The 25943-nt window shown below is 70.8% G+C and carries 20 protein-coding genes; 5 read left to right on the plus strand and 15 right to left on the minus strand.

Features of this window, described 5'->3' with window-relative positions; genetic code table 11:
• Positions 1–84: 84 nt before the first annotated feature.
• From recD to recC, 3 genes are read right to left on the minus strand one after another with little or no spacing between them, the layout of a single operon-like run.
• Positions 85–2385 carry an exodeoxyribonuclease V subunit alpha gene (gene recD, locus CVH10_RS07835; RefSeq protein WP_106488289.1) on the minus strand — a complete coding sequence of 767 codons (2301 nt, stop codon included), beginning with the start codon at positions 2383–2385 and terminating at the stop codon, positions 85–87.
• Positions 2382–6341 carry an exodeoxyribonuclease V subunit beta gene (gene recB / locus CVH10_RS07840; RefSeq protein WP_106488290.1) on the minus strand — a complete coding sequence of 1320 codons (3960 nt, stop codon included), beginning with the start codon at positions 6339–6341 and terminating at the stop codon, positions 2382–2384. The genes recD and recB overlap by 4 nt, the downstream gene beginning before the upstream one ends.
• Entirely contained in the window at positions 6338–9958 is a 3621-nt protein-coding gene (recC, locus tag CVH10_RS07845; protein WP_106488291.1) for an exodeoxyribonuclease V subunit gamma, read from the minus strand. Before recC ends, recB begins: the two co-directional genes overlap by 4 nt.
• A gap of 170 nt (positions 9959–10128) precedes the next feature.
• Here recC and CVH10_RS07850 point away from each other — a divergent pair, with 170 nt between their 5' ends.
• Both CVH10_RS07850 and CVH10_RS07855 read left to right on the plus strand, forming a co-directional pair.
• Entirely contained in the window at positions 10129–10458 is a 330-nt protein-coding gene (locus CVH10_RS07850; RefSeq protein WP_106488292.1) for a hypothetical protein, read from the plus strand.
• Between the two features lie 13 nt (positions 10459–10471).
• Positions 10472–10960, plus strand: coding sequence for a metallophosphoesterase (locus CVH10_RS07855; protein ID WP_106488293.1), 489 nt, complete (start codon positions 10472–10474; stop codon positions 10958–10960).
• 27 nt (positions 10961–10987) lie between these two features.
• Here the strand turns inward: CVH10_RS07855 and CVH10_RS07860 are convergent, their stop codons facing one another.
• Together CVH10_RS07860 and CVH10_RS07865 are read right to left on the minus strand one after the other, a co-directional pair.
• On the minus strand, positions 10988–11377 hold the full coding sequence (locus CVH10_RS07860; protein ID WP_106488294.1) for a carboxymuconolactone decarboxylase family protein: 390 nt from the start codon (positions 11375–11377) through the stop codon (positions 10988–10990).
• Positions 11374–12357, minus strand: a complete 984-nt coding sequence (locus CVH10_RS07865) for an aldo/keto reductase (protein WP_106488295.1) — start codon at positions 12355–12357, stop codon at positions 11374–11376. The genes CVH10_RS07860 and CVH10_RS07865 overlap by 4 nt, the downstream gene beginning before the upstream one ends.
• 68 nt (positions 12358–12425) lie before the next feature.
• On the opposite strand from CVH10_RS07865, the gene CVH10_RS07870 reads away from it, so the two are divergent.
• Complete coding sequence (locus tag CVH10_RS07870; protein ID WP_106488296.1) at positions 12426–13358, plus strand: LysR family transcriptional regulator; 933 nt, start codon at positions 12426–12428, stop codon at positions 13356–13358.
• Between the two features lie 13 nt (positions 13359–13371).
• Here CVH10_RS07870 and CVH10_RS07875 read toward each other — a convergent pair whose 3' ends face one another.
• The 10 genes from CVH10_RS07875 to CVH10_RS07920 form a co-directional block, all read right to left on the minus strand.
• On the minus strand, positions 13372–14022 hold the full coding sequence (locus CVH10_RS07875) for a LysE family translocator (protein ID WP_106488297.1): 651 nt from the start codon (positions 14020–14022) through the stop codon (positions 13372–13374).
• 98 nt (positions 14023–14120) lie between these two features.
• Positions 14121–14921 carry an AraC family transcriptional regulator gene (locus CVH10_RS07880; protein WP_106488298.1) on the minus strand — a complete coding sequence of 267 codons (801 nt, stop codon included), beginning with the start codon at positions 14919–14921 and terminating at the stop codon, positions 14121–14123.
• Positions 14922–15072: 151 nt separating this feature from the next.
• Positions 15073–16596: a malonyl-CoA synthase gene (locus tag CVH10_RS07885; protein ID WP_035593756.1), complete on the minus strand. Its 1524-nt coding sequence runs from the start codon at positions 16594–16596 to the stop codon at positions 15073–15075.
• Positions 16593–17960 carry a malonyl-CoA decarboxylase gene (locus CVH10_RS07890; protein ID WP_106488299.1) on the minus strand — a complete coding sequence of 456 codons (1368 nt, stop codon included), beginning with the start codon at positions 17958–17960 and terminating at the stop codon, positions 16593–16595. Before CVH10_RS07890 ends, CVH10_RS07885 begins: the two co-directional genes overlap by 4 nt.
• Before the next feature lie 13 nt (positions 17961–17973).
• Entirely contained in the window at positions 17974–19308 is a 1335-nt protein-coding gene (locus CVH10_RS07895; RefSeq protein ID WP_035593754.1) for a TRAP transporter large permease, read from the minus strand.
• 1 nt (position 19309) lies between these two features.
• The gene (locus tag CVH10_RS07900) at positions 19310–19834 is read right to left on the minus strand and encodes a TRAP transporter small permease subunit (RefSeq protein ID WP_106488300.1); all 525 of its coding nucleotides are present in this window, start codon (positions 19832–19834) and stop codon (positions 19310–19312) included.
• Positions 19835–19895: 61 nt separating this feature from the next.
• Positions 19896–20897: a TRAP transporter substrate-binding protein DctP gene (gene dctP / locus CVH10_RS07905; RefSeq protein ID WP_106488301.1), complete on the minus strand. Its 1002-nt coding sequence runs from the start codon at positions 20895–20897 to the stop codon at positions 19896–19898.
• A gap of 375 nt (positions 20898–21272) precedes the next feature.
• Positions 21273–21764 (minus strand): methylated-DNA--[protein]-cysteine S-methyltransferase, encoded by a 492-nt coding sequence (locus CVH10_RS07910; RefSeq protein ID WP_106488302.1) that lies wholly within the window; start codon positions 21762–21764, stop codon positions 21273–21275.
• Positions 21765–21798: 34 nt separating this feature from the next.
• A complete protein-coding gene (locus CVH10_RS07915) occupies positions 21799–23178 on the minus strand; it encodes a DNA-3-methyladenine glycosylase 2 family protein (RefSeq protein WP_106488303.1) in 1380 nt (459 codons plus the stop codon).
• 83 nt (positions 23179–23261) lie between these two features.
• Positions 23262–23726 (minus strand): Lrp/AsnC family transcriptional regulator, encoded by a 465-nt coding sequence (locus CVH10_RS07920; RefSeq protein ID WP_106488304.1) that lies wholly within the window; start codon positions 23724–23726, stop codon positions 23262–23264.
• 134 nt (positions 23727–23860) lie between these two features.
• Between CVH10_RS07920 and kynU the strand changes: the two genes are divergently transcribed.
• Together kynU and CVH10_RS07930 are read left to right on the plus strand one after the other, a co-directional pair.
• Positions 23861–25093, plus strand: coding sequence for a kynureninase (kynU, locus tag CVH10_RS07925; protein WP_106488305.1), 1233 nt, complete (start codon positions 23861–23863; stop codon positions 25091–25093).
• Positions 25093–25923 carry an alpha/beta hydrolase gene (locus tag CVH10_RS07930; protein WP_106488306.1) on the plus strand — a complete coding sequence of 277 codons (831 nt, stop codon included), beginning with the start codon at positions 25093–25095 and terminating at the stop codon, positions 25921–25923. The genes kynU and CVH10_RS07930 overlap by 1 nt, the downstream gene beginning before the upstream one ends.
• Positions 25924–25943: the final 20 nt, after the last annotated feature.

The following is a 25943-nucleotide window of genomic DNA, read 5'->3' on the forward strand; positions in this document are numbered from 1 at the left end:
TGCAGTACCGTCGGGGGCCGTCAATGTCCGCATTTGGCCGAAAACTGACCTTAAATTCGGCTTGAATTGGGGAGCCGATACTCATCAACTCCCCAGCCCACTCACTCGCATCACTCGCCGCTGAGCCGCGTCCATCAGCTGTCCGCGGCCGGTTTCCACCAGCGTCAGCCAGTGGCGGGCGCGGGTGATGCCGGTGTAGACCAGCTCTCGGGTGAGGATGGGATTGGGCGCGTCGGGCAGCACCAGGGCGGCGTGGGTGAATTCCGAGCCCTGGGACTTGTGTACCGTCATCGCGAACACCGTCTCCACCGATTGCAGGCGCGAGGGCAGCACCCACTTGATGCGGTCGGTGCCGTCGCCGGCGGGGAAGGCCACGCGCAGCAGGCGGCGGCTGCCTTCGCCAATCGCATTGTTCGGGCGCTGTGAAGAGAGTGCAGAGTCCGGGCGCGGCATGTCCAGGGTGATGCCGATATCGCCGTTCATCAGCCCCAGGCCGTAGTCGTTCCTGGTGACGAGCACCGGGCGGCCGGGGTACCAGCGCTGGCGGCCGTCCTGGCTGTCGATCAGCTTCTCCCGCTCCAGTGCCTGTCTCACCCGCTCGTTCAGGCCTTCCACGCCCCAGGGGCCGCGGCGCAGCGCGCACAGCAGCTGGAAGTCGCCGTGGGCCGCCAGCACCGCGCGAGCCCAGTCATCGAATTCCTGCTGAGTCGCGTCGTCGGCCGGGCGTCGCTCGGCCATCACGTTAAGAAAGTGGCGGTAGCCCACCGGCAGCGCGATGGCGGCGCGGGCGCCGGGCTGATGGTGAGTGAAGCGCTCCGGGCAGCCGGTCACGGCCAGGCGGGCCAGGCCGCGCTCGTCGTCGGCGGAAAGCTTCTGGTGCGAGAGGTCCGCGAAGCCGGCGCTCAGGGCATCGCCAATCGCTTTGCGCTTGGCGGCAGGCTCGGCCTCCAGATTGATCGCCGCGGCCAGCTGACCGATGCCGCTGTCGGCGGTGAAGCGGTGGCTGACGCGCAGCATGGCGATGGCCTGATCGAGGGGCTGGCCGACGGCGTCCAGCGTCTCCGCGGGCAGCGGCTGGCCGGTGGCCTCGCTAAGCCACTCGGCGGTGGCCGGGGTGTAGTGACCGCCCTCGGCCCGGGCGCACAGGTCGCCGAGCACGGAGCCGGCCTCCACCGAGGCGAGCTGGTCCTTGTCGCCGAGCAGCACCAGCCGCGCCCGGGGCGGCAGCGCCTCGAGCATCGCGGCCATCATGCCCACGTCCACCATCGAGGCCTCGTCCACCACCAGCACGTCCAGCGGCAGCGGGTTGTGGCGGTCGTGGCGGAAGCGGCGGGTGTCGGGCCGCGAGCCCAATAACCGATGCAGCGTGCTGACGTCCTTCGGAATCACCTCGCGCAGCCGCTCGGGATCGTCGGCCAGGCCGTCGAGGTCGAGCCGGGCCACCTGGCCGGCGATGGACTCGTTGAGCCGGGCGGCGGCCTTGCCGGTGGGCGCGGCCAGGCGGATGCGCAGGGGCGGTGCGCCGTCCGCTTCGCTTTCCTCGTCTTCGTGATTCCCCATGGCCAGCGCCTGGAGCAGGGCGAGCAGGCGCACCACGGTGGTGGTCTTGCCGGTGCCGGGGCCACCGGTGATCACCGCGAAGCGCGAGCGGCCGGCCAGGGCGCAGGCGGCCTTCTGCCAGTCGATCGTCGCGGTCTGGGTGGCGCCATCCTGAGCGGCGGTCGCCTTCGGGTCTGGAAAAAGCGCATCGAGGATCGGCCGCAGGCGGGCCGCGTCCGGCGCCTCGAAGGCCTCCGCGTCGTCACCGTCGGGGGAGGGCGCGTCGAGCCGGGCGAAGATCCGGCTGTGGATATCCTGCTCGTGCTGCCAGTAGCGGCGCAGGTAGAGCCGCGGGCGCGCGGCGGTGCCGGCGAGCACCAGCGGGGTGCTGCCGGGGCCGTCGGCCACCAGATCGGGTTGGTCGAGGGCGGCGCGCCAGGCGTCGAGGTCCAAGGCGGCCATCACTCGGCTGGGCAGCGGCGGCGGGTCGTCCAGGCTGTCGCCCTCCGGCGGCAGCGAGAGCGCCAGGTCCGGGGTGGCTAGCGTCTGGGCCAGATCCAGGCACACGTGGCCGCGGCCGAGCTGGTGGCTGGCCAGCGCCGCCGCGAGCAGTAGCAGGGGTGAGGCCTCACTTACTCCGTTCGCCTCGTTCTCCCTGCTCGCCTCGCGATGCAGGAAGGCGGCGAAGGCGCGGTCCAGCGAGCGCAGCCATCCGCGGTCCACCCAGCGGTCGAGCAGGGCGAACAGCGCCGCGTGATCGGCCAGCGCATGTTCGGGCGCTTGAATCAGCGCGTTTTCGGGTGCTTGTTCGGACGCGACGGCGTTGTGTGGAATATCCGGGGTCATGCGGCAGCCTCCTCGGCGGCGCGGAACAGGGCATCGAGCGCGAGGATCAGCTCGCTTGGCGGGCGTTCGGTGTGCACGCCGCGGGAGGGCGCGCGGGTGCCGCGCAGGAAGACGTAGAGCGCCCCGCCCAGATGGCGCTCGATGTCGTAGTCCGGCAGCCGGGCCTCGAGCAGCCGGTGCAGGGCCAGCAGGTAGAGGCAGTACTGCACGTCGTAGCGCTTCTCGAGCACGGCCTCGGCCATCGCCGCCTCGGTGTAGGCGGCGTCGTCCGCGCCCAGGTGGTTGGACTTCCAGTCGAGCACGTAGAAGCGCCCCTCGTGCTCCACCACCAGGTCGATGAAGCCCTTGAGCATGCCGTTGAGGGTGTCGGGCTCGAGCGCCGGCCGCGGCCGCCCGTCGAGTGTGTAAGCGCTTACGAGGGCGTCCATCTTGCGGGTGTTGACCTTGTGGGCGGCGAACCAGAATTCCAGCTCGATCCGGTAGTCGCGCGCGCCGTCCAGGGCGTCGAGGCGCAGCGGCGCGGTCTCGCCATCGCCCGGCTCCGGCACCGGCAGCGGCGTGGTTAGGAGCTCCGGCAGCCACTGTTCGAGGGCGGCGATCTGGCCCTCCCAGCCGCGGCGGTTGGCGCGCCGGGCCAGGGTGTCGGCGCGCAGCTCGGCGTCCGCGGCCACACGGGCGAAGCCTTCCTCGCCGGCCCATTCCAGCAGGCCGTGCAGGAAGGTGCCTGCCGAGGGCCCGCGGGGGAAGCGGTGAAGCGAGCCCTCGCTCACCGTGGCGGCACTGGCATCGAAGGGCTCGTGGATCACCTCCATCGCCGTGGCCTCGTCGGCGGTGGTGGGCTCGGGCGACGGCTCGGCCTCGGCGGTGGCGTCGTCCGTTCCCTCGTCATCCGGCGTGGCGCCGGTGCGCAGCGCCGAGTAGCTGGCGATCCACCAGTGCTCGCGGATCGCCCGGGTGGGCGCGCGGACCTCACCCAGCGGCGCGTCGTCGCCGGCGAGCTCCACCGGCGTGGCATCGGCCTCGGGGGCGTCGGTCACCGCGACCCGCCCCTCGCCATCGGCCAGCGCCTCGAGGGCCGGGCGCAGGTTGTCGGGCGAGAGCGCCTCGCCCCCCTTGAGCAGGTGGCCGATGGCGCTGCGCTCCATGGCCTCCAGCGGCGCCAGGCCGAGCCAGGTGGCGTGGCGGGCGCGGGTCAGGGCGACGTAGAGCTTGCGCAGGTCCTCGCCCAGGCGCTCGTGGTCGGCGCGGGCGAGTATCGCCTCGTCGGCGGAGAGCGTCAGGCGCAGGTGGCCGTCGTCGTCGTGCCAGCGCAGCGGCAGGTCGCCCTGCTTCACCGGGCGGAAGGCGGCGATGAAGGGCAGGAACACCAGCGGGTACTCCAGGCCCTTGGACTTGTGGATGGTGACCACCTGCACCAGGTCGGCGTCGCTCTCCAGGCGCAGGCGGTGGGTGTCGGACTGCGCGTGCGGATGCGCGCGGGATTCGGCCAAAAAGCGCAGCAGGGCGTGCTCGCCGTCGATCTCGGTGCTGGCCTCCTGCAGCAGCTCGCCGAGGTGCAGCAGGTCGGTGAGCCGTCGCTCGCCCTCGGGCACCGCCAGCAGCCGGCCGGGCACGGCGAAGTCGGCCAGCAGCCGGTGCAGCATCGGCAGCACGCCGCGGCGCTGCCACTGGCGGTGGTAGTCGCGGAACTGCATCACCCGCGCCTCCCAGGCCAGCTCGTCCTGCTGGGGGCCGCCGTTCAGGGCGTCGAGCTCGGCCAGCGAGAGCCCGAGGCTCGGCGTGGCCAGCGCGGCGCGCAGGCAGCGCTCGTCGTCCGGCGCGGCGCAGGCGGCCAGCCAACCCTCCAGCTCGGCGGCGGCCTCGGTCTCGAACACGCCCTCCTTGTCGGAGAGGTAGACGCTGCGGATGCCGCGGGCCAGCAGGGCGCCGCGGATGGCGCGGGCCTCGCCGGCGTTGTTGACCAGCACCGCGAGATCCGACGGCGCCAGCGGCTGGAAGTCACCCTCTTTCTGGAAGCCGGTCTGCCCGGCCTGGCCCTCGCGCAGGATACTCGCCATCTCGGTGGCGCAGCGCGCGGCCAGCTCATTGAGGTAGGCGCCCTTGGGCAGCGTCTCCTCGGCGGCCAGATGCCAGAGCGTCAGCGCCGGCTGGGCGGCGCCGCGGCGCACGAGGGCGTCCTTGCGGCCGTTGGCGTCTACCGGAGTGAACGGCACCGGATTGCTGAATCCCTGGCTAAATGGCTGCGCGGACGAATCACTGCGTTGCGCGGTGCTCGAAAGCTCGCCTAACCCCTCGTTATGTCTCGCTTCCTGTGCGCCGTGCGCCTTGTGCTTCATTCCGCTCGCCGATTGATCCAGGGATTCAGGTTGCCTTTTACGGAACAGGAAAGCGCCCGCCTCGTTATTGGCTTCGGCGTGGGCGAACACCCGGTTCACGGCCTCGACCATGGGCGTGGCGGAGCGGAAGTTGGTGCCCAGCGTGACGTGGCGGCCGGCGGTGTCGCGCCGGGCCTGGAGATAGGTGTGGATATCGGCGCCGCGGAAGGCATAGATCGCCTGCTTGGGGTCGCCGATCAGCAGAACGGCGCTGTCATCTCTATTTTCTTCCAGCGCATAGACGCGGTCGAACAGGCGGTACTGCACCGGGTCGGTGTCCTGGAACTCGTCGACCAGCGCCACCGGGAACTGCTCGCGGATGCGCGAGGCCAGCGTCTCGCCGGCCTCGCCCGCGAAGGCGGCGTCCAGCCGGTGCAGCAGGTCGTCGGGGCCGAGCTCGGCGCGGCGGCGCTGCACGGTCTCGCGGCGCGCAGCCATCCAGTGCACGGCGTGGGCGAGCAGGTCGGCGAACGGGTCGGGCAGCTCGGCGAGTCGCTCCGGCAGCTCGGCCAGGGCCTCCAGCGCCGGCAGATTCGGCACCGGATCTTCCTTCCAGATCTCGGCGATGCCCTCCGGCGTCAGGCGCTTCCAGGCGGCGGGGGTGAGATCCGGGCTCGCCAGCTCGGCGTCATTGGCCCAGTCGCGCAGGGCGGCGAGCCAGTTGGCGCGGCTTTTGGCGTTGAGCTTCTGGCCGTTGAACGCCTTGCGCTTGGCGGCGGCCTCCAGCAGCGCCTCCAGCTCGTCGAGCCAGGCCGGCCAGGGTGCCTTGAGTTCGGCCAGCGCCGCGGCGCGCTGCTCGCGGTAGTTCGAGAGCGATTCAAACGGCGGCGGCGCCACGGGCAGGGCGGCGGCGTGGGTGCGCAGCCGGGCGGCGGTGTCGTTCAGGGCGTCCGGCGTGGTCCAGTAGCGGGCGACGATGGCCAGCGCCTCGGGGTCGAGGTCGTAGTAGAAGCTGCGCCAGTAGTCCCGGGCGATCTCCAGGTCCATCTCCGACTGGTCCAGCGCCATCTCCAGCGCGAACAGGCTGCCGCTGTCGAAGGCGTGCTCGCGCAGCATGCGGTGGCACCAGGCGTGGATGGTGGAGACCGCGGCCTCGTCCATCCACTCGGCGGCCAGCCGCAGCCGACGGGCGCAGGTCGGCCAGCTCTCGCGGGGGTAGCTGTCGCGCAGGATGATTAAGGGATCATTGGGGTCAGACCCCTCAGCGGACTTTGGGGTCTGACCCCAAGGTTCGCTGAAGAGGTCGCCGGTCAGCGGGGCGTCGTCAGGAGCAGCCCCTTCATCGACCTGAAATGCGTCGGCGGCTTCCACCAGCCGGGCGCGGATGCGGTCGCGCAGCTCCTGGGTGGCGGCGTTGGTGAAGGTGACGACCAGGATCTCCGGCGGTGTCAGCGGCCGGGGAAAGCTGGCCGCGTCCGCCTCGTCGCGGGGGCCGAGCACCAGGCGCAGGTAGAGCAGGGCGATGGTGAAGGTCTTGCCGGTGCCGGCGCTGGCCTCGATCAGCCGGCTGCCGGTGAGCGGCAGGGCCACCGGGTCGAGGCGCGGCGTCTCGGCCGTGTGCAGGGTTTCTACGGTGCTCATGCCTTGCCTCCCTGGCCCTTACTCCCGTTCTTCTTGGTTTTTACCGCATCGTGGAGGGGCGCGTAGAGCGCCGCGGTGAGCTCGGTGAAGCGCCGGCCGGCAGCCTCATGGCGCACCAGGCCTTCGAGGTCGCGCCACTGGCGGGCGAGGTACGGATCGCGGCCGAGCTCGCCATGGTCGCCGTTGAAACCGGTGCCATGGAAGGCGGTGACGGCGGCCTTCCAGGCCTTGTGATCGGCCTCCTCGGCCTTGTCCGCATCGCCGAAGACGCGGGCCAGGGTGCCGGGGTCGCCGCCCTTCTCGTGCCAGGCGAAGGCGGTGTCGCGGGCCAGCGGCAGCGGCGCGGTCATGCCGGCGCGCCAGGCGCGGGCGATGGCCTCCAGATGCGCGCGTGCGGTATCGGCGTCCAGCGGCGCCAGGGTGCCGCCGCCGGCGCGGGAGAGCAGCACCGTGGTCATGGGGCCGAGGGCAAGCTGGCCGGCCAGATGGGCGACCCAGGGGGCCAGCCAGTGCTTCCAGTGGTACTTGCCCTTGTTGACCAGGCTGCTGGTCATCAGCACCAGCCGGCAGCGTTCGCCGGCGGCGTTCTCGCGCAGGCCGTCCAGCCAGTCCTCGATCTGTAGCGAATCTTCGTCGGTGGCGAGCTCCAGCGACACGGCGGCCGGCGTCTCCCAGGCGTGGGGCCAGGCCTCGAGCTGGTCGGCGTAGTCGCCGAGCAGGCCGTCCAGCGGCTCGACCAGGTGCTCGCGCATCAGCTCGGCGAAGCCGCCCATGGCCAGCCGACCCTCGCGCTCCAGGCGCTCCAGGGTGTCGTGCACGGCGGGCATCGGCGGCTCGGCGGCATCGACGGCGCGGCGCCCGGCCTCGATCAGCGCCTGCTGGAGCTGCCAGTGGTCCAGGCCGTCCAGGGCGAAGGGCTCGTGGTCGGGGCTCTCCAGCGCCTCGCGTTCGAGGTAGACGCCGAGCCGGGTGGTGAAGAAGGCCTTCACCGGGTCCTTGAGGAAGCCGGAAAGGCGCGACAGCGTCAGCGCCGTGTCGAGCTCCATGGGCGGCAGCTCGCCGTCGACCGCGGCCTCCGGCGTCGGCCGGCCGGCGTGCACCGCCCGCCACTCGCGTGCGTAGGTAAACAGGCTCGGGTTATCTGAAAAGTAGGTCCGGCTGAACGGCTGCAGCGGGTGCTCGGTGGTCAGGGCGTCGACCAGGGCCTGGCCGGCGTCGTCCTCTTGTTCGTGGCCGGCCAGCCGCCAGCCGGCGGCGAGGTGGTCGCGCAGCTGGCCGAGCAGCACCGAGGGCGGGCGCGGCTCGTTGTCGTGGATGCTGCGGCCGACCCAGCTGACCATCAGGCTGTCGCGGGCCGAGAGCAGCGCCTCGAGGAACAGGTAGCGGTCGTCCTCACGGCGCGAGCGGTCGCCGGGGCGGTAGTCGTGGCCCATCAGGTCGATGTCCAGCGGACGCTGTACCCGCGGGTAGTCGCCGTCGTTCATGCCCAGCAGGCAGACGTGGCGAAACGGGATGGCGCGCATCGGCATCAGAGTGGCGACGTTCACCGCGCCGGCCAGGAAGCGCTGGGAGAGGTTGGCCTCGTCGAGCTGGCCGAGCCAGTGCTCGCGCACCACCGAGAGCGGCAGCGCCTCGGTCAGGCCGGCGTCCTCGGCGGTCTCCTGCCAGGTCTCCAGGCCTTCCTCCAGGCGGCTGAGGGTGGCGAGGTCGGCCTCGTCCTCTGCGGCGAAGCACTCGCCCAGCAGCCCGCGCAGGCGGCGGCACCAGGTGGGCACGTCGGCGGGCTCGGAGAGCGCGCGCCACTGGGCCTCGAGGGCGTCGAGCAGGTCCATCAGCGGGCCGGCCAGGGCGGCTTCCAGGCCGCCGATGTCGCCATAGGGCTCGATGTCGTGCCAGGGGCCGTCGGCGGTGTCGCCGACCGCGTAGCCCAGCAGCAGCCGGCGCAGGCCGAAGGCCCAGGTGTTGGCGGTGAGCCCGCCGGGCAGGTCGAGCCGGGCGCGCTGCTCGGCGTCGAGCCCCCAGCGGATGCCGGCGCCCTCGATCCAGCGCCGCAGCACCGGAAGCGCCTCGGCGTCCAGGCCGAAGCGGGCGCGCAGGGCGGGCACTTCGAGCAGGTCCAGCAGGTCGCTGACCGTCAGCCGCGCCTCCGGCAGGTGCAGCAGCGCCTCCAGCGCCACCAGCAGCGGCTGGCGGTGGCGGCTGGTCTGGTCGGAGAGCGTGAACGGAATGTGGCGCGGGTCCTCCGGCGGCAGGCGGCCGAACACCGCCTGCACGGCGGCGGCGTAGGTGTCGATGTCCGGCACCATCACCAGCACGTCGCGGGGGCGCAGCGTGGGGTCGGCGTCGAAGGCGGCCAGCAGCTGGTCGTGGAGGATCTCGACCTCGCGCAGGGCGCTGTGGGCGACGTGGAAGCGCAGGCTGCGATCAGCCGTCGGGTCCACCGCCGGCCAGGCTTCGCGGGTCTCCTGGGGCGGGCGCAGCTCGAGCACGTCGTCCTGCAGCTGCTGCAGCAGCCCCGGCGCCTCGCCGTCGGCGGGCGAGTCGAACAGGTCGATGCGCATCGCCTCGGCGTCGAACAGCGCCCGGTAGGCGTCCTGGTCGTCGAACTCGTCGAGCAGGCGCAGGTAGTCGCGGCCCTGCTTGCCCCAGGCGGCCAGCAGCGGCTGGGCGTGGAGGTGCAGCTGGGTGTCGTCGAGCTCCAGCGGCATGCCGGGGCGATGGCGCTGGCGCCGGCGGGCGGCCCGCAGCAGGTCCTTGTGCTCGATGATGTCGGCCCAGAAGTGGCGGCAGGGGTTATGCACGCAGAGCAGCACCTGGGTGACCTTCGACACTGCGGCCAGGGCCTCGAGGGTCTGGCGGGGCAGCGAGGAGATGCCGAACACCACCACCCGGCGCGGCAGCCCGGCCGGCCGGCTCTTTCCAGAACCCCGCTGAGGGCTCTCGGGCGTCAGTTCCCGGCAGGCCTCGAGGAAGCGGGTGTGGACCCAGGCGCGGCTGGTGGCCAGGCCCTCGTCTCCGATGTCGTCGCGCAGGCGCCGCCACAGCGCCGGCTGCCAGCGCTGGTCTTCGGCCAGCGGTCGGGCCTGGCCGCGGGCGTCGATCAGCTCGTCGCGGCCCTCGGCCCAGGCGGCCAGCCAGTCGGCGCGATAGACCTGATACTGGTCGAACAGGTCGGCCAGGCGCTCGGCCAGCTGGTGGCGCTTGCGGCAGTCCTCGTCGTCGGCCAGGAAGCGCGCCAGCGGGGCGAAGGTCTCGTCATCCAGCAGCTCCGGCAGCAGGCGCATCAGCCGCCAGATCAGGCGCGGCTTGTCCAGCGGCGAGGCCGGCGGCACGGCGTCATTACCCAGCACCGCGCGGTAGGCCTGCCACAGGTAGCGGGCCGGCAGGGTGACGTCCATCGCCGCGGCGATACCGGCGCCGGCGGGCGGATCGGCCGCCAGCGCCAGCTTCAGCCACTGGCTGATGCCGTTGCTCTGCACCAGGATCACCTCGTCCTCGAGCGGCCCCAGCGGGTGGTTGCGCAGCCATTCCACCGCCAGGTCACGTAGCGCCTCCAGGCGATTGCCGTGGATCACCATAAAGCCGGGCGTCAGTTCGGTCTTGGCGGTGGCGAGCATGGCGAATCCTTCGCGGCGATGAAACGGGGTTCAATGGTGCCGCAAAACGCCGGGGGCATGAAGCGGGCCGAGGGCCGGATGAACCTCCGTGCTGGGCACGAGCCGAGAAGGCATGCCAGCCTTGTCTGGCAAGCCCCGAATACAGATCTGGCCGGGAGGCACCTTACACCATGAGCTCATCGACGCCGCTGACCACGCCGGACGGCCGCTATATCGTGGTCCGCGGCCGCCTGTGGCGGTGCACGAATCCCGAGCTGCCCGAGGCGCAGCGTCAGGAGTGGGTGCAGCGCCTGATGCGGGCCCGTCGCGGCGTGGCCCAGGCGAAGCGTGCCGACGACCCGCAGGCCGAGCGCGAGGCTCGCGATGAGGTCGACGAGGCCAAGCGGGCGCTGGGCGAACGCGGGCCGGTGTGGTGGCGGGATGGCGCGCCGGACTACACCCAGTACAAGGTCGAGAACACGCCCTATGCGGACTGGTACGCCGCGCTGGAAACGACCTGAAGGGAGGATCTCCATGGATCACGAGCGCTTCGAGCTCGACGCCCCGGTCGGCGTGATCGCCGACACCCACGGCACGCTGCGCGACGAGGCGCTGACGATGCTCGAGGGCTGCGGGCTGATCCTGCATCTCGGCGACGTGGGCAGCCGCGACCGCGATGCGGCGATCCTCGAGCGGCTGGGCGAGCTGGCGCCGGTGCTCGCCGTGCGCGGCAACGTCGACACCGCGGGCTGGGCCGAGCGGCTGCCCTGGCATCGCGACCTCGTGGTCAACGGCTGGCGCCTGCATCTGGTGCACGACATCGCCGACCTCGCTCCCGAGACGCCCTGCGCCGCCGTGCTCCACGGCCACTCCCACAAGGCCCGGAACGAATGGCGCGACGGCCGGCTGCTGTTCAATCCCGGCGGCGCCGGCCGGCGCCGCTTCACCCTGCCGCTGACCCTCGGCAAGCTGTGGGCCGACGCCTCGGCCCTGCGCGGCGCCATCCTGCATCTGCCGCTGTAGCCGCGACGTCTAGGCGTCCCCCGGACGTCAGCCCGCGTCCTGGGCCCGGAAGGCCGCCTTGGCCGCGCTCATGGCGTTCATGGCCGCGGGAATGCCGGCATAGACCGCCACCTGCAGGACGATCTCGACCACTTCCTCGCGGGTCACCCCGGTGTTGAGCGCCGCGCGCAGATGGAACTCCAGCTGGCCCTGGGCCGTGCCCATGGCGCCGAGCATCGCCACCGTCAGCATCTCGCGGGTGCGAAGGTCGAGGCCGTCGCGGGCGACGACGTCGGCGAAGGCGAAGCCGAGCAGGATCTCGGCGGCGTCGGCATCGAAGTCGTCCAGGTTGCGCGCGACCCTGCTCGGGGCCTCGGGCTCCAGGCGGGCCAGCAGGGCAAAAGCCTCGTCGCGGCGGGTCGTCGGCGCATCGCTCATGCGTTCACCCCCTTCATGCCCTCGGCGGTGTAGCGCTCGCCGCTGACCGGCAGGCGGGCGGTGGCGGTTTCCAGGCGGCGGCATTCGTCCGGCGTCAGCGTGATGCTGGCCGCCGCGACATTCTCCTCGAGATAGTGCGGCCGCTTGGTGCCCGGAATCGGCACGATGTCGTCGCCCTGGGCGAGCAGCCAGGCCAGCGACAGCTGGGCCGGGGTGCAGCCGTTCTCGGCGGCGAGTTCGGCGATGGCCTCGGCGATCCGCCGGTTGGCGGCCATCGCCTCCGGCGCGAAGCGGGGCAGGCCGGGGCGGAAATCGCCTTCCTCGAAGTCGGAGGCGTCCCGGTAGCGTCCGGTGAGGAAGCCGCGGCCCAGCGGCGAGTAGGGCACGAAGCCGATGCCGAGCTCGCGGCAGGTCGGCAGCACCGCGGCTTCGACGTCGCGGGTCCACAGCGAGTATTCGGTCTGCACGGCGCTGATCGGGTGCACGGCGTGGGCCCGGCGCAGGGTCTCGGCGCCGACCTCGCACAGGCCGATGCGGGCGATCTTGCCTTCCTCGACCAGGCGCGACAGCCCCTCCATGGTGTCCTCGATCGGCTGCGCCGGGTCGATGCGGTGCACGTAGTAGAGATCGATGCGCTCGACGCCGAGCCGGCGCAGCGAGCCCTCGCAGGCCTCGCGGGCGTAGGCCGCGCTATTGTCCAGGCTGCGCCGGTACTCGCCGGGGCGGCGCACGATGCCGAACTTGGTGGCGACCTTGACCTCGGGCCGCTGGCGGGCGAGGAAGTCGCCGAGCAGGGTCTCGTTGTGGTGAGAGCCGTACATGTCGGCGGTGTCGAAGAAGTCCACGCCGAGCTCGACCGCCCTGGCCAATACGCGCCGGGATTCGTCATCATGGCGCGGACCGTAGAATTCGCTCATGCCCATGCAGCCGAGGCCGATGGCCGATACCGTCAGGTCCTGTCCGAGAGTGCGTCGTTGCATGCTGGGGCCTCCTGTGGCGATGCGGAACGTGTCGGAAGGCAGCGTCACACACACCGGGAACGCGCAACATGAACGACTCCGCAAAGCGGATTGCCAGTAATGAAAAGCCGGCCTCGCGCCGGGTCAACTGGAACGACGCCCAGGCCTTCCTGGCCGTGGCGCGCCACGGCACCCTGAGCGGGGCGGCCGGCGCGCTGGGCGTGGGCATCGCCACCCTGGGGCGGCGCATCGAGCGGCTGGAGGGCGCGATGCGGATTCCGCTGTTCGTGCGCCAGCCGTCGGGCTATTCGCTGACCGCGGAGGGCCAGGCGCTGGTGCCCCGGGCCGAGGCGCTGGAGGCCGCCGCCCACGCCTTCTCCACGGGCGTCGAGGAGGACGAGGCGCTGAGCGGCCGGGTGCGGCTGGCCACCGCCGAGAACCTGGCGACCCGGCTGATCCTGCCGGCGCTGCCGGCGTTCCGCGAGCGCCATCCTGGCATCGCCATCGACCTGGTCACCGACATCGCCACCGCCAGCCTGTCGCGCCGGGACGCCGATCTGGCGATCCGCATGGTCAAGCCGGAGCGGGGCAACGTCTCGCTGCGCCGTCTCGGCACCCTGGGCTACGGGCTCTATGCCGGCCCCGGCTATCTGGCGCGGCGCCCGGCCGGGCCGGGCGTCGAGCATGACGCCTTCATTAACTGGGACGAGGGCCACGCCCATCTGCCGGCCGCGCGCTGGGTGGCGCAGCGGCTCGACGGCCGCGAGCCCGCGCTGACCACCACCTCGCTCGACGCCCAGCGAGTGGCGGCCGAGGCGGGCCTCGGGCTGGCGGTGCTGCCGCATCTGCTGGCGCGGGGCCGCGACCTTACCTGCCTCGAGGCCGACATCGGCGTCGAGCAGGACATCTACCTGGTGATCCAGACCGATCTGTCGCGGGCGCCGCGGGTGCGCGCGCTGGCCGACTTCCTGAGCGAGCTGATCGTCGCGAACCGCGCGGCGCTGGAGACGCCCGAAGGGTGAGTCGCCGGGCCGGTCACGCCAGCGTCAGCAGCCCGGGATCGAGCCGGGTCAGGACGACGCCGAGCCCCAGCAGGATGAGCAGGGCGCCGGCCAGTCGCTCGATGTGCCGCAGGCCGTGACCGAAGCGCCGGATCAGCCCCGGGTGCCCCGCCAGATGGCCGACCAGCAGGTCCCAGCCGAGCACCGCGGCGATCATCCAGGCCGCGTAGAGGCCCTGCAGGCCGGCGGGGGTGTCCCGGGCATGCAGCACCGCGAACAGGCTGGCGTAGAACAGCGCGTTCTTGGGATTCAGCAGCCCCGAGGCCAGCCCGGCGAGCAGGGCGCCGGCCGCGGCGCGGGAGGGCGCCGCGGTCTCGCCGAGGGTGGCGGCGTCGAGCCGTGTCTCGCCCGCCTGGCGAATGCACTGCAGGCCCATGAACAGCAGGAAGGCGGCGCCGGCCCACTGAACGGCGATGAAGGCGTCGGCTTCGGCATCGAGGGCCATCAGCCCGCCCATGGCCAGCAGGATGAACAGCGCGTTGGCCAGGCCGATGCCGAGGCTGACCAGCGCCGCCGGGCCGCGGCCCCGGGCCATGGCGTAGCGCAGGATCAGGAAGAAGTCCGGGCCGGGGCTGAGCAGGGCGAGGAAGTGAGCGCCGGCGACCAGCAGGAACTGTTGCAGCATGACGTTGGGCCTCTCCGGATGGCGGGGAGGCCAGTCTGCGTCGTGCCGGCGCGGCGGTATTGAAGAAAAGTGCGCTGACGAAGGAGAGCGCGGCGGGCTCAGGCGCCGCGATAGCGCCCCGGCGTGATCGCCACCCGGGCCTTGAAGGCGCGCTGGAAGTGGCCCTGGTCGGCGAATCCCAGCTCCTGGGCGAGATCGGCCAGCCCGGCGCCCTGACGCAGGCGGCGGCGGGCCCGCTGGATGCGCCGGTCGAGCAGCCAGGCGTGGGGCGTCAGGCCGGTCTCGCGGCGGAACAGCCGGATCACCTGATAGCGGCTCAGGCCGTGATCCCGGGCCAGCGCCTCGAGCAACGGCGGCCGTTCGAGGCGTTCGAGCAGGTGCCGCTGGAGGTCGGCCAGGGCGGACGAGTCCGGACGGTGAACGGCCAGGGGCTCGCCCCGGCACCACAGGCGCCGGCCGAGGAATTCGATCAGCCCGGCTTCCTTGTCGGCCGCCGGGGCCGGGGAGAACAGCAGCGCATTGAGCTCACAGAAGGCCCGATAGGGCGCGGGCTCGCGGGCGATGAAGACCGTCGACGGCAGGGCGCGATCGCTATCGCGTTCGGCCGAGGCCTCGTCCAGCACGTCGCTGGCCCAGGCCGGGTCCAGATGCAGCATCTGATAGCTCCAGCGCCCTTCCGGCAGCGGATTGCAGTCATGAACGACGCCCGCCGGCACGCTGACCAGGCAGCCCGGCGTCAGGCGCTCGCGGCGGCGCTGGCAATGGAAGCGGCTCTGGCCGCGGTCGACCACGCCGATCGACAGGGTGGGATGGCTGTGGGGCCGGTAGCAGGCGCGGCTGTCGCTGGCCCGCCGGCTCTCGACGAAGGGCAGCGCCGGGTCGTGCCAGAACTGGGTCATGGTCGGGCTTCCTGAGCGTGGCGGCCGAGTCGTCGGCAGGGTAGCACGGACCCGCGATCGCGAGGGGGCCTCATCCGCTCCATATGACGACGGCACCGCCATGGCGGTGCCGTCGTGTTCGTGGTGGCGGTGTGTCGCCAGCCTCGACAGCCTAGCGATAGGTGGCGTCGAAGCGCTGGCGCAGTTCGTTCTTCTGCACCTTGCCCATGGTGTTGCGCGGCAGGGCGTCGATGAAGAACACCCGCTTGGGCTGCTTGTACTTGGCCAGCCGGCCCTGCAGGTGGGCGATCACCTGGGCCTCGTCGAGCCGGGCGCCGGGCTGGCAGACCACCGTTGCGGTGACGCCCTCGCCGAAGTCCGGGTGGGGCAGGCCGATCACGGCGGATTCCAGCACCTCGTCCATCTCGTCGATGACCTGCTCGACCTCCTTGGGATAGACGTTGTAGCCGCCGGAGATCACCAGGTCCTTGTCGCGGCCGACGATCTGCACGTAGCCGCGCGCGTCGCGGGTGACCAGGTCGCCGGTGATGAAGAAACCGTCCTCGAGCAGTTCCTCCTTCGTTTTTTCGGGCTTGCGCCAGTAGCCGACGAAGACGTTGGGGCCGCGCACCTGGAGCAGGCCGATCTCGCCGTCGGCGACCTCCTTGCCGCTGTCGCGGTCGACGATGCGGATCTCCACCCCGGGCAGCGGCATGCCCACGGTGCCGGCGCGGCGGTCGCCGTCGTAGGGGTTGGAGAGGTTCATGTTGGTCTCGGTCATGCCGTAGCGCTCGAGGATGGCGTGGCCGGTCTTCTCGGCGAACAGCTCGTGGGTCTCGGCGGTCAGCGGCGCCGAGCCGGAGACGAACAGGCGCATGTTGGCGGTGACCTCGGGGGTGAGGCGATCGTCGGCCACCAGCCGGGTGTAGAAGGTCGGCACGCCCATCATCACCGTGCCGCGGGGCAGCTCCTCGAAGATCACGTCGGCGTCGAACCTGGGCAGGAACAGCAGGCTGGAGCCGGCCATCAGGGTGACGTTGCAGGCCACGAACAGGCCGTGGGTGTGGAAGATCGGCAGGGCGTGGATCAGCCGGTCCTCGGGGGTGAAGCGCCAGGCCTCGACCAGCGCCGCGGCGTTGGAGCCGAGGTTGCGGTGGGTGAGCATGGCGCCCTTGGAGCGGCCGGTGGTGCCGGAGGTGTAGAGGATCGCCGCCAGGTCGTCGTCGGCGCGGGGCACGGCGTCGTCGAAGGGGGGGACGGCCGCGGCGCGCTCCATCAGCGAGCCGTCGGCGGCGGTGCCGAGGGTCTCGACCGCCGGGCAGCCGGTCTCGGCGGCCAGCGCGCGGGCTTCCTCGAGCACCGCCGGGCGGCACACGAACAGCGCCGGTTCGGCGTCGCTCAGGAAGTAGCGGATCTCGTCACCGGTGTAGCCGGTGTTGAGCGGCAGGTAGACCGCCCCGGCGCGCAGCGTGGCCAGGTAGAGCAGGATCGCCTCGGGACTCTTGTCGACCTGCACCGCGACCCGGTCGCCGGGCGAGACGCCGAGCTCGACCAGGGCGCCGGCCAGCTTGGCACTCTCGGCCAGGGCGTCGGCGTGGGAGTAGCGGCGGCCGTCGCGGGTGGTGATGAAGTCGGCGTCGCCACGGGCCTGCATGCGGGCGGCGAAGGTCTTGAACAGGTTGTTGTTATCGGTCATCTGGCGGTGTCTCCCTTGCCCTGCGCCTTGCGGGCCTTGCGCACGAGGTCCTTGACCTCGCCGGAACGGGCCACGGTGGCGTTGGCGGTGTAGTTCTCGTGATTGCGCTCGATGTCGTTGAGCACGTAGAGGTAGTTGACCATCAGCCCGGCGGCCTGCTCGAGGCCCTTGGCCGAGGTATCACCGAGCCAGTTGATGCGATGCAGCTCGGCGCCGTTGCCCAGGTGGAAGCGGGCCACCGGGTTGAGCGGCAGGCCCCTGGGGTTCTTCTCCTCGGCCAGGTAGCGGGCGGCCAGCGGGCGCACGATGGCCTTGAGCGCCTCGGCGCGCTCGGCGTCCTGATGCCAGCCGGGCGCCTGGAGCTCGGCCAGCGCCTCGCGGGTGGCTTCCGGCAGGGTGGTGTCGTCCTGGCGCTCGGCCAGCCACTGGGCAAAGCCCGGCACCGGCGAGAGCGTGACGAAGTGCTTGAGCTGCGGCAGTTCCTGCTTGAGCTCCTGCACCACCTGCTTGATCAGGAAGTTGCCGAACGAGATGCCGCGCAGCCCCACCTGGCAGTTGCTGATGCCGAAGAAGGCGGCGCTGTCGGCATCCTCGGGTTCCTCCACGTGGCCCGGCGCGCTGGTGTCGCCGGCCAGGATCGGCTGGATGCGGTCCGGCAGCCCCTTGCACAGCGCCACCTCGACGAAGATCAACGGCTCGTCGCCGGTGGCCGGGTGGAAGAAAGCGAAGCAGCGGCGGTCGCGGGCATCGAGCCGGCGGCGCAGGTCGTTCCAGTCCTGGATCTCGTGCACCGCCTCGTAGCGGATGATCTTCTCCAGGATCGAGGCCGGGGTGTTCCAGTCGATGCGCTTGAGCATCAGGAAGCCGCGGTTGAACCAGGAGCCGAACAGGTGGGCGAAGTCGGCGTCGATGGCCGCGAGCTCGGGATGCTCGCGGCGCAGGGCCAGCAGCTGCTCGCGCATGCGCACCAGCTGGTAGGTGCCCTCGGGGGCCAGGTTGAGGCGCCGGAACAACTCCTGGCGCTTCGGCTCGCAGGCCTCGAACAGCGCCTCCAGCGAGGCGTTGTCGCGGGTCTCGCGATAGGCGGCGTAGGTGGTGTCGATGCGCTCGGGGTCGGCGGCGAACTCCTCGGCCAGGCGCATGAAGAAGTGCTTGCGCTGGTCGGCGTCGAGCCGGGCGTACATGGCCAGGGCGCGGCTGGCCAGGGCGATGCTCGAGGCCTCGCCGTCGCTCTCGAGCAGGCCGCGGCAGGCCTCGACCAGCGCGTCGTGGGTCGGAGCGGCGTCGCCCTCCGAGCGCTTCCAGCGCAGGGCATCGCGCTGGGTGATGTTGTTGAGCAGTTCCTGAAGGAAGGTCATGTTCATGGCGGCGTCTCCTTCAGCCCATGATCAGGTCGGGGAGCCACAGGGCGATGTCCGGGAACAGGCACAGCAGCACGATCGCCAGCACCATGCACAGCGCGTAGGGCAGGCTGCCGGTCAGGATGCTGCGCAGCGAGATGTCCGGCGCGATGCCCTTGATGATGAACAGGTTGAGGCCCACCGGCGGGGTGATCAGGCCGATCTCCAGGTTGATGGTCAGCACCACCGCGAACCAGTAGGGATCGAAGTCGGCGGCCAGGATGATCGGCAGCAGGATCGGCGCGGTCATCACGATCACCGCCACCGGCGGCAGGAAGAAGCCGGCCACCAGCAGGAAGACGTTGATGACGCCCATCAGCACCCAGCGGTTGACCTCGAGGTCGGCGATGGCGCCGGCCACGGTCTGGGTGATGAACAGCGACGACAGGGCGTAGGCGAACACCTCGGCGCAGGCGATGACCAGCATGATCATCACGCTCTCGCGCAGCGAGTCGCGCATGATCAGCTTGATCGGCCCGGCCTGCCACATGCGGTAGATCAGGATCGCCAGCGCCAGGCACAGGAAGGCGCCGACGCCGGCCGCTTCGGAGGGCGTGGCCACGCCGCCGTAGAGCGCGAACAGGATGCCCGCCACCACGGCGAGGAAGGGCAGCACCCGCACCACCGCCTTGAGGTTGGAGTCGACGTTGGCCTTGACCGTCTCCTTGAGCCGGCTGGCGGCCTCGGCCGCGGGGTTCTGATAGCCCCCGGCCAGCTTGCAGGCGATGATCGTCCACACCATGAACAGCCCGGCGAGCATGAAGCCCGGCACCACGCCGGCGATGAACAGGCGGCCGATGGAGGTCTCGCTGGCGATGCCGTAGATGATCATGGTCACCGAGGGCGGAATCAGGATGCCCAGGGTGCCGCCGGCGGCGATGCAGCCGGCGGCCACGCCGTCCGGATAGCCGCGGGTGCGCATCTCGGGGATGCCCATCTTGCCGATCGCCGCGCAGGTGGCCGGCGACGAGCCGGAGAGGGCGGCGAAGATCGAGCAGGCGCCGATGTTGGAGACGGCCAGCCCGGCCGGCAGGCGGCCCATCCACAGGTCCAGCGAGCGGTAGAGGTCGCGGCCGGTGGGCGAGGAGGCCACGGCGGCGCCCATCAGGATGAACATCGGGATGGCGACGAAGCCGAATTCGGCGATGCGCTCGAAGAAGGTCTCGCCGAAGTAGGTGAGCTCCGGCATACCGCGGTCGTAGAGCAGCGCCATCAGCGAGACGCCGCCCAGGGCGAAGGCGATGGGGGTGCCGATGGCCATCAGTACGATGAGGCCGACGGCGACGATGATGCCCAGTGTGATCGGATCCATGTCAGTCCTCCTCGCCGCGCAGCAGTTCGGCGACGTACTGCAGCGTCAGCAGGGTGGCGCCCAGGGCCACCGGCAGCAGAGCCGGCCACAGCGGCGGGTTCCACACCGTGCCGGTGGTCCACTGGCCGTGCCAGGCCTCGGCGACGTAGACCCAGCTGCCGTAGGCAAGGGCGGCGCAGAAGGCCAGGCCGACCAGCGAGCCGAGCAGCAGCATGAGCTTGCGGCCCAGGCCGCCGACCAGGTCGGGCAGCAGGGTGATGGCGACGTGGCCGCCGGTCATCAGCACGTAGGCGCTGCCCATCAGCATGGCGCCGGTGACCGAGAAGATGGTGAATTCGGTCTGCCAGCTGGTGCTCATGCCCAGCGCGTAGCGCACGAAGACCATGTGGCAGATGGCCGCGACGCCGGCCAGGAACAGCGCACAGGCGACGTAGGCGGCGCCGCGGGAGACGCCGTCCATCAGGCGGATGTAGCCGCCGACCAGCGGCAGGCGTCGGGCGAGGGGTGAGGTATTGGCCATGGCCATGTCGTCCTCCCGGAGTCAGAGACACCGGCCCGAAGGCCGGTGTCGTGGGGGCAAAACCCGGTTACTCGACGGCCAGGGCGGCGTCGATCAGGGCCTGTCCGTTGGGGACGTTCTCGGCGAAGTTCTGGTAGGAGGTCTGCTTGGCGATCTCCAGCCAGGCGTCGTAGTCCTCCTGGCTCATGGTCACCACCTCGACGCCGTTCTCCTCGTAGACGTCGACCATCGCCTGGTCGAGGCCGGCGGCCTCCTCGGCGAAGAAGTCCTCGGCGGCCTGGCCGGCGGCGATCAGCGCCTGCTGCTGCTCCTCGCTGAGGCCCTGCCAGCTGCGCTCGGAGATCAGGATCGGCTCGTACATGAACCACAGGGCGTGCTCGCCCGGCGCGGTCATGCAGCTCACCTGCTCGTAGATGCGGTAGGAGACGAAGGACATCGAGGAGGTGTTGGCGGCGTCCAGCACCCCGGTCTGCAGGGCGGTGTAGATCTCGGACGACGGCATGGAGGAGATCGAGGCGCCGGCGCCGGCCAGCATTTCCTCGAAGACCGGGCCGGCGGCGCGGAAGGTCTGGCCCTCGACGGTGTCCGGTGAGGTGATGCACTGCTGGCTGGAGGCGAAGCCGCCGGCCAGCCAGGCATCGGCCAGCACCCGGGCGCCGCCTTCCTGGATGACGTCCTTGATCATGCCCATAAACTCGGAGTCGTTGAGGCGGCGGGCGTGCTCGTGGTTGCGCACCACGCCGGGCATCAGGGTGGCGGAGAATTCCGGGTGGCGGCCGCTGGCGTAGTCGAGCGGCAGGGCGGTGATGTCCAGCCGGCCGCGGGACAGCGCGGCCCACTGCTCGCGGGCCTTGAACAGCGACTGGCCGGGATAGACCTCTATCTCCAGGCCCACGTCGGCCTCGGCGACCTTGTCGGCCATCAGCTGGACCATCTCGTCGCGCACGTCACCCTGGCCTCCGGGGAACTGGTGGGAGGCGCGCAGCACGGTGTCGGCCGAGGCGGCGGTGCCGGCGAGAGAGGCGGCGAGGGCGGTGCCCGCGACGATGGGGAGCATTGAGCGTTTCATGGCGTCTCCAGATTGGCGTTGTTGTTATGGGCCGTTTGTTGAGAGCAACGTTTCTTGGCACAACTTCTCTTTGGAGCAGCAGCGAGAGAGCGGCTGTTGTACGAAGCTTTATTGTTTGAAGTGTCTATCAGCGGTGCTGATATATATTTCAATAGGCGAAGTGAAATACTACTGTCAAACCGGCCGGTCTAGACAAAGGTGTGAGCTGCAAAGCAGCAAAGGCGCCGAAAGGCGGTCATGGCGGGCGATAGGGCGAGGCAGAAGAAAATCGCGGGAAGTCCGCCGCGACACCCCTCCGAGGCGGGGCATCGTGGCGGCGAAGCGATCCGGTCGCTTTGCATCGGCTCAGTTCAGAGACACGCGATTCAGAGGCAATCAATTTAGAGAGAATGGAATCTCGCCGGCCTCGTGCGCCAGCAGCCACTGCTTGCGGCCGATGCCGCCGGCGTAGCCGGTGAGCCGTCCGTCGCTGCCGATCACCCGGTGGCAGGGCACCACGATGGCCAGCGGGTTCCTGCCGTTGGCTGCGCCCACCGCGCGCTGACCGCCCTTGCAGCCGAGCTGCTCGGCGATCTCGGCATAGCAGCGGGTCTCGCCGAAGGGAATGGTGGCCAGCGCCTGCCATACGCGGCGCTGGAAGTCGGTGCCCTCCGGTGCCAGCGGCAGGTCGAAGGCCTGGCGGAGGCCGTCGAAGTATTCGGCCAGCTGGGCGCGGGCCTGCTCGGTGTGGGCGTTGGGCCGGGCCGGTGCATCCTCTTCCATGACGAAGGCGATCCCGGTCAGTCCGGCGTCGGAGGCGCTCAGGCGAATCAGGCCGAGGGCCTCGGTCTCCGGCGGGTGGAAGTAGTCCAGGGCGTTGTCGCTCATCGGCTTGTCTCCTTGTTGCTCAGGGGCATGAACCTCAGGGGGTGGAAGACCAGAGCTGCAGGGTCAGGTAGCTGCGCCAGGGCGCTCCCCGGGCCGGGTCGGCGCCCGCCAGGCGGGGCAGGGCGCGGCGCACGCCGGCATCGCCGTCCAGCCAGATATCGGGGGCGCCGGTGCCGCGCAGCGCCGCGTAGTTCGCCGTCCAGGGCCCGATGCCTTTCAGCGTCGTCCAGGCCTGCGGGTCGTCGTCGGCTTCGCCTTCAGCGTACCAGCTCGCGAAGCGCCTGAGCGTCGCCTTGCGGGCGCCGGGCATGCGCAGTTCGTCGAGTTCGCTGTCGGCGATGGCCTCGGGCACGGGGAAGTGATGGCCGTGCTCGGTCGGCTCGCCGCGCGCTTCCACCAGCCGCGTGACCAGGCCGCGGGCGGCGTCGGTGGAGACCTGCTGGCCGAGGATGGCGCGGACGCCGGCCTCGAAGGGCGACCAGATGCCGGGCAGCCGCAGCCCCTCGACCAGTGCAAGGCCGGGGAAGGCGCCGGCCAGATGAGTCTCGATGGTGGTGGTGTCGGCGTCCAGATCCAGCACCCGGCGGATGCGCCGCACCACCGGCGACAGTGCGCGCAGGTCGTCGAGCACGAGGCGGACCCGGAAGGCGTGGCGCTGCGGGACGTGTTCGGCGGTGAACGAGCCGCGCGCGCCGTCCCAGCGGATATGCCGGCCGTAATATGCCTCGCCGACCCACTCCAGGCCGGCAATGGCACGGCCGGCGTGGAAGTCGCGCAGCGCCGGCCAGGCGTAGGGCGGGCGATAGGCCAGCCACAGCGTCAGCGGCTCGCCGTTCTGGCCGCCGTGGGCGCTATCGGCGGCGCTTCGGCGCAGTTCCCGTGGCGCCAGGCCGATGCGGGTCACGAAGGCATCGTTGAAGCGTCGCAGGCTGCGAAAGCCGCTGGCGTAGGCGATGTCGGTGATCGGCAGCGTGGTCTGGTGCAGCAGCTGCTTGGCGAACAGGCACTGGCGATACTGGGCGTAGGCCTTGGGCGAGACGCCGAGTCCGTCGTGGAACAGCCGCCTCAGGTGACGCTCGCCGATGCCGAGCCGCTGGCACAGGTCGCTCAGCGAGCCGTCGCCCAGGGCGCCGTCGTCGATCAGCCGCAGCGCTCGCTCGAGCGTGGTGCGGGTGCCGCGCCAGGCGGGGGAGTCGGGGGCGCTGTCCGGCCGGCAGCGCAGGCAGGGACGGAAGCCGGCCTCGGCGGCGGCCAGGGGCGTGTCGAAGTAGCGCACCCGGGTGTCTTTCGACGGGATGGCCGGGCAGATCGGTCGGCAGTAGATGCCGGTGCTGGTCACGCCGACCACGAAGCGGCCGTCGAAGCGCGCATCCCGGGCCAGGCGCGCCTGGCGGCACTGAGCGGCATCCAGCATGGCGGCGTTCCTCGGTCTCGGTTCCTGATCGCAGTGTAACGCGCCAGCGCGGCGAGACTCGCCGGAAACGGACGTGGAGGCCGTCAGCCCAGCTTCAGCGGCCCGTTACTCTTGAGGGTGTCCATGGCCACCTGAGTGGCGACGTTCTGGATGCCCTCGAGCGGGCTTATGGCCTCGGCGAGGAAGGCCGACAGTGCCCCCAGGCTTTCCACCACCACCTTGAGGACGAAATCATGGTCGCCGGTGATGGTGTGGCATTCGATGACCTCGTCGCGGGCCAGCAGCGCCGCCACGGCATCCAGCGGGCGGTCCATGCGCGACTTGTCCATGGAGATGGAGATGAAGGCCGTTACCGCCAGGCCCAGCGCCCGGGGGTCGAGCCGTAGTGCATAGCCCTGGATGATGCCGTCGCGTTCCAGCCGCGCCAGGCGCCGCGAGCACTGACTGGGCGAGAGGCTGACGGCCTCCGAGAGGGCGCCAAGGGTCAGGCGGGCGTCGCGCTGGAGGGCATGGAGCAGGGCCAGGTCGAAGCGATCGAGTGTCGTCATTTATCGTTATGTGGCCTTTTTATGCAAGATTCTTGTATTAAAGATGCCCAGGAGCCCATGAGAATGCAAACGGGCGTCGTCCGTCCTCGCCTAGAATGATCGCAGGCCTTTCCCCTGACCTGCGGAGACCCGACATGAGCGTCAGCCTGGACCGCGTTCGCGAGCTGGACCGCCACGATCCCCTGGCGGGCTTCAAGCGCCGCTTCGCCCTCCCCGAGGGCACCCTCTACCTCGACGGCAACTCTCTCGGTGCCCAGCCGACGGCCGCCCGGGAAGCCGTCGCCGCGACCCTGGATCAGTGGCGCGACGAGCTGATCGGCGGCTGGAACCAGGGCTGGTTCGATGCCCCGGAGCGCCTCGGCAACCGGCTGGCGCCGGTGATCGGTGCCCGCGATGGCGAAGTGGTGGTCACCGACAACATCACCCTCAACCTGTTCAAGCTGCTGGGCTATATCCTCGAGCGGCGCGGCGATGGAGACGGTGGCGCGGTGCTCAGCGAGGGCGGCAACTTCCCCACCGACGGCTACATCGCCCAGGGCTTCTGCCGGCTCGGCGGCGTCGAGCACCGTGTACTGCCCGAGGGCGCCGAGCTCGCCGACCACCTGGACGGCGTGGCCGTGGTGGTGCTCAGCCAGGTCAACTACCGCACTGGCCGGCTGCGCGACATGGCCGCGACCACGCGCCGGGTACATGAGGCCGGGGCCGAGGTGATCTGGGACCTGGCCCACTCGGCCGGCGCGTTGCCGGTGGACCTCGCCGGCAGCGGTGCCCGTTACGCCGTGGGCTGCACCTACAAGTACCTCAACGGCGGCCCCGGCGCGCCGGGCTTCCTCTATGTGCATCGGGACCACCAGGACGGCGGCTGGCAGCCGCTCTCGGGCTGGCACGGCCATGCCGCGCCCTTCGCCTTCTACGCCGACTATGCCCCGGCCGGTGACATCACCCGCTTTCGTACCGGCACCCACTCCGCGCTGGCCTACAGCGCCCTGGAGGCCTCGCTTTCGATGTGGGGCGATGTCGACATGGCGGCGCTGCGTGAGAAGAGCCTGGCGCTGAGCGCGCTGTTCCGCGACTGCCTGGCCGATCTGTTCGAGGCGCATGGCATCGAGGACATCACCCCGCCGGCGGCCGAGCGCGGCAGCCAGGCGTCGCTGGTGGATGCCGACAACGGCTACGCCATCGTCCAGGCGCTGATCAGTCGCGGGGTGATCGGCGACTACCGTGAGCCGGGCCTGATGCGCTTCGGCTTCACGCCGCTCTACCTGAGCTTCGAGGACGTCTGGCGGGCGGCGATGCACTTCCGCGAGGTGGTCGAGAGCGGCGAGTATCGTGAACCGCGCTTCCACGTGCGCGGGGCGGTGACCTGATGGCCGATAGCGACGCGCAGGCGGCACGGGATCGTGCCTATTCGCCGAGCCTCTGGGCGCGAAGCTTCGAGGCCAGCCTGGCTCGCCAGGCCCGGCGTGGCGAGCGGCTCAGGGAACGTCATCCGCCGCGACGCCTGAGCTATGGGCCGGGCGCTCAGCAGGGTATCAATCTCTTCCTGCCGACGACGGGCAAGCCGCGCGGGTTGATGGTGTTCCTCCATGGCGGCTACTGGCAGGAGCTGGACGCCTCGGCGACGGATTTCATGGCCGCCGACTGGCTCGAGGCCGGCTGGGCCTTCGCGTCCGTGGATTATCCGCTGGCGCCGCAGGCGCCCATCGAGGCCATCGTCGAAGCCTGCCGGCGGGCGGTCGCGGTCCTTCAGCGAGAGCTGGGGGAGCTGAACGCCGAAGCGCCCCTTCACCTGGGGGGGCACAGCGCCGGGGCGCACCTGGCCTTGGCGAGCTGCCTGGGCGACACGGGGCTGGTGGGCATCGGCTCGCTGTGGTTGATCAGCGGTATCTATGACCTGCGCCCCCTGGTGGAGACCTACATCAATGCCCCGCTGGGGCTGGATCCTGAGCGTGCCGAGGAGCTTAGCCCCTTGTGCCAGTCATTGGCGGGACTGCCACCGCTTCAGCTGGTGCTCGGGGAATTCGACCCGCCGGCGTTCCATCGCCAGAGCGAACGGCTCGATGAACGGGTGCAGGCGGCAGGAGGGCGCTGTCGGCTGACCGAGCTCAAGGACTGTGACCACTTCGATATTCTCGAGCGGCTCGGCAGCACGCCAGATCGTTCGGGCAAGGATGCATCAGCCAACGAATCAACATGAAGGTAGGCAAGGGGGCCGCC

The sequence above is a fragment of the Halomonas sp. ND22Bw genome, assembly GCF_003011945.1.
GTDB classification, from domain to species: Bacteria; Pseudomonadota; Gammaproteobacteria; order Pseudomonadales; family Halomonadaceae; genus Halomonas; species Halomonas halophila.

Bases quoted from the DNA above. Each gene is read 5' to 3' on its own strand.
- CVH10_RS07880 (WP_106488298.1), bottom strand. From the start codon at position 14,921: ATGACCCAGTTCTGGCACGACCCGGCGCTGCCCTTCGTCGAGAGCCGG.
- CVH10_RS07875 (WP_106488297.1), bottom strand. From the start codon at position 14,022: ATGCTGCAACAGTTCCTGCTGGTCGCCGGCGCTCACTTCCTCGCCCTG.
- kynU (WP_106488305.1), top strand. From the start codon at position 23,861: ATGAGCGTCAGCCTGGACCGCGTTCGCGAGCTGGACCGCCACGATCCC.
- dctP (WP_106488301.1), bottom strand. From the start codon at position 20,897: ATGAAACGCTCAATGCTCCCCATCGTCGCGGGCACCGCCCTCGCCGCC.
- CVH10_RS07890 (WP_106488299.1), bottom strand. From the start codon at position 17,960: ATGAACATGACCTTCCTTCAGGAACTGCTCAACAACATCACCCAGCGC.
- recC (WP_106488291.1), bottom strand. From the start codon at position 9,958: ATGCTCGCCACCGCCAAGACCGAACTGACGCCCGGCTTTATGGTGATC.
- CVH10_RS07850 (WP_106488292.1), top strand. From the start codon at position 10,129: ATGAGCTCATCGACGCCGCTGACCACGCCGGACGGCCGCTATATCGTG.
- CVH10_RS07865 (WP_106488295.1), bottom strand. From the start codon at position 12,357: ATGCAACGACGCACTCTCGGACAGGACCTGACGGTATCGGCCATCGGC.
- CVH10_RS07855 (WP_106488293.1), top strand. From the start codon at position 10,472: ATGGATCACGAGCGCTTCGAGCTCGACGCCCCGGTCGGCGTGATCGCC.
- CVH10_RS07895 (WP_035593754.1), bottom strand. From the start codon at position 19,308: ATGGATCCGATCACACTGGGCATCATCGTCGCCGTCGGCCTCATCGTA.
- CVH10_RS07860 (WP_106488294.1), bottom strand. From the start codon at position 11,377: ATGAGCGATGCGCCGACGACCCGCCGCGACGAGGCTTTTGCCCTGCTG.
- CVH10_RS07930 (WP_106488306.1), top strand. From the start codon at position 25,093: ATGGCCGATAGCGACGCGCAGGCGGCACGGGATCGTGCCTATTCGCCG.
- recD (WP_106488289.1), bottom strand. From the start codon at position 2,385: ATGACCCCGGATATTCCACACAACGCCGTCGCGTCCGAACAAGCACCC.
- CVH10_RS07915 (WP_106488303.1), bottom strand. From the start codon at position 23,178: ATGCTGGATGCCGCTCAGTGCCGCCAGGCGCGCCTGGCCCGGGATGCG.
- CVH10_RS07920 (WP_106488304.1), bottom strand. From the start codon at position 23,726: ATGACGACACTCGATCGCTTCGACCTGGCCCTGCTCCATGCCCTCCAG.
- recB (WP_106488290.1), bottom strand. From the start codon at position 6,341: ATGAGCACCGTAGAAACCCTGCACACGGCCGAGACGCCGCGCCTCGAC.
- CVH10_RS07885 (WP_035593756.1), bottom strand. From the start codon at position 16,596: ATGACCGATAACAACAACCTGTTCAAGACCTTCGCCGCCCGCATGCAG.
- CVH10_RS07900 (WP_106488300.1), bottom strand. From the start codon at position 19,834: ATGGCCATGGCCAATACCTCACCCCTCGCCCGACGCCTGCCGCTGGTC.
- CVH10_RS07910 (WP_106488302.1), bottom strand. From the start codon at position 21,764: ATGAGCGACAACGCCCTGGACTACTTCCACCCGCCGGAGACCGAGGCC.
- CVH10_RS07870 (WP_106488296.1), top strand. From the start codon at position 12,426: ATGAACGACTCCGCAAAGCGGATTGCCAGTAATGAAAAGCCGGCCTCG.